The following is a 2,198-nucleotide window of genomic DNA, read 5'->3' as shown; positions in this document are numbered from 1 at the left end:
GCGTGGCGACTCCCCAGCCGCGTCCACGGGCCAGAGCGAGCCGGCGCGGTTGCTGCGTCGCCGGGGTGAGCGCACTCGGGGCACGGAGGTGGCCATGGTGAGCCCGGCGGAAATGGCCGTGCGCGCGGTGGCCAGCGGTGCCGTGCAGGTGGACGCCTTCGAGGAACTGCTGCTGCTCGCGGGCCTGGACGACTTCAACGACCTGCCCCCGAGAGCCGCTCCCCTCGCGCCCCAGGAGGCGACCCGGGTGCTGACGGTGCTGATGAACAAGCCCGTGACGCCAGGCTCGTTGGAGCGCTTGCGGTACATGACGCGGGGCGAGCAGATAAAGGCGCTCTCCAAGTTGACCACCCACATCATCGTCACCTTTGGCACTGCTGGGGGCACCACGAGCACGCTGACGAGGACGTTGGGTGGGCTGGAGGCCACCGTGCCGGTACTCTCGCTCTCGGCCAGGGGGGAGTTGGTGCTGGGACGCGTCGTGGTGCCAGTCGGCAAGGCGGCCACCGCTCTGAGCGGCGGCCCCGGGGCGGCCATCATTCTCTATCAAGGTGGCCCTGGCGGGGGCGGCGGCGATGAGAGTGGCGCTGGTAGGACAGGAGGAACGAAGTGGAAGCCAGGTCCGAACGACCTTGACTGGCGCGGAATGGGCAAGGGACTCTCTGATGCACTCAATGAAGCCTTCAAGCGAACGGGAGTTTCGCGTGAGGAATTCTCCGTAACCAGGTGGGGCAAAGACAAATTTGGCAAGAGCGCACCTGTGGAATGGCGTGCTCCCAATGGCGCCGAAGTCAATATCGACATGGGCCACACGAAAAACGGACCTTCTTCGCCTCACGTGGGCTTTCAAACCCCCGGGAAGAGAGGGAGCGGAGGCGCTGTCCGAGGGCATATCCTTCTTGACGAGGTTCCATTCAATCGATAGCCGCCATGGGATACATAGCCGACGAGCTCAGAATCACAATCAAACAGCTTGGCATCGCCACTGAAGAGCTAAGCCCCGCCCAATTACGTTTCGTTCGTGAAGGGCTTGATGCTCGATTCATAGACCCTTCCGGGGAGGGACCTCTTTGGGAGCGAATTCGGGGGGATGTGTCGGTCAGGAATCCGGATGCCTGGCAGTGGATTTCCTCAGTGCCGCACTCGGGGCGCGCCATTCTCTTCTTTGACGAGCAAGAAGAGCCTGCCGGCTTTGTGTTCACGTCAGCAGCGGATGCGGTCACCGTTCTTGCGGAGTCAACAGGGTTTGAATTCTACCTGACCGATGATGCAAGGAGCTTTCTGCTGGCGTTCAATCATCACGACTATTTGTCCGCTGCCGGAACTGCGGTGGGCTGGCTTCGTAGCCTTATGCGGAGGGGGGCGCCGGAGCTAGGTTCATGACGAAACACCGACCCCCTCACGACCGAGCTGCGCACCGAGTCCGCTGTCCAGGTGAAGCACCGGCAATGGAATGGAAGAGAGCCCTACTAGGTCAGGGGGGACGCTGCTGTTTCCGGCACCGGAGGGGGCGCTGCGCCCGGGCGCCTTCGCTTCCGTGGGCCTGGGTGTGGATCATGCCCGCTGAGACGGCGCGCAACCGGACGGCCTTGCTGCTGTGCGGCGTCCTGCTGGCCACGGGCTGCGCCACGGCGGCGTCTCCAGTGGGGCGCGGCGCGTTCCTGGAGAACACCCCGCGTGGTGTGCACAGCCCCTCATTGGCAGGTGAGCCGCGGGGTGACTCCCCAGCCGTGCTCACGGGCCAGAGCGAGCCAGCGCGGCTGCTGCGTCGCCGGGGTGAGCGCACTCGGGGCACGGAGGTGGCCATGGTGAGCCCGGCGCAGATGGCCGTGCGCGCGGTGGCCAGCGGTGCGGTGCGGGTGGACGCCTTCGAGGAACTGCTGATGCTCGCGGGCCTGGACGACTTCAACGACCTGCCCCCGAGAGCCGCTCCCCTCACGCCCCAGGAGGCGGCCCGGGTGCTGACGGTGCTGATGAACAAGCCCGTGACGCCAGGCTCGTTCCCGTCGCGCATGGCCGTCGGCCACCTGCTGCGCGAGGTGCTGGAGGGAGGGGAGGTCTCCCGCGAGGAGTTGCTGCGCCGGGTGGAGCGCTTCAGGAGGGTGGCGGTGCTGCGGCCGGACGGCTATCTGGCGTGGACGCTCAACGGACGCACGCAGCAGAAGGTGGGCCCGGTGGAGTGGAAGGAGGAAGCCTTC

Annotated in this window: 2 protein-coding genes and 1 pseudogene; all 3 read left to right on the top strand. The window is 66.0% G+C overall.

Annotated elements, in window-relative coordinates:
* On the top strand, positions 1-925 hold a 925-nt coding region (locus tag VFZ09_RS51315; protein WP_329735216.1), incomplete at its 5' end, for a polymorphic toxin type 47 domain-containing protein.
* A 5-nt stretch (positions 926-930) separates the two neighbouring features.
* The gene (locus VFZ09_RS51310) at positions 931-1,383 is read left to right on the top strand and encodes a hypothetical protein (protein ID WP_329735215.1); all 453 of its coding nucleotides are present in this window, start codon (positions 931-933) and stop codon (positions 1,381-1,383) included.
* 173 nt (positions 1,384-1,556) lie between these two features.
* Positions 1,557-2,198: pseudogene (locus VFZ09_RS51305) on the top strand (hypothetical protein); the annotation flags it as partial.

The organism is Archangium sp., from assembly GCF_036277355.1.
GTDB lineage: Bacteria > Myxococcota > Myxococcia > Myxococcales > Myxococcaceae > Archangium.
The sequence above is the reverse complement of the archived record's forward strand: the minus strand, read 5'-3'. Positions and strand labels throughout refer to the sequence as shown.

Bases quoted from the DNA above. Each gene is read 5' to 3' on its own strand.
- VFZ09_RS51310 (WP_329735215.1), top strand. From the start codon at position 931: ATGGGATACATAGCCGACGAGCTCAGAATCACAATCAAACAGCTTGGC.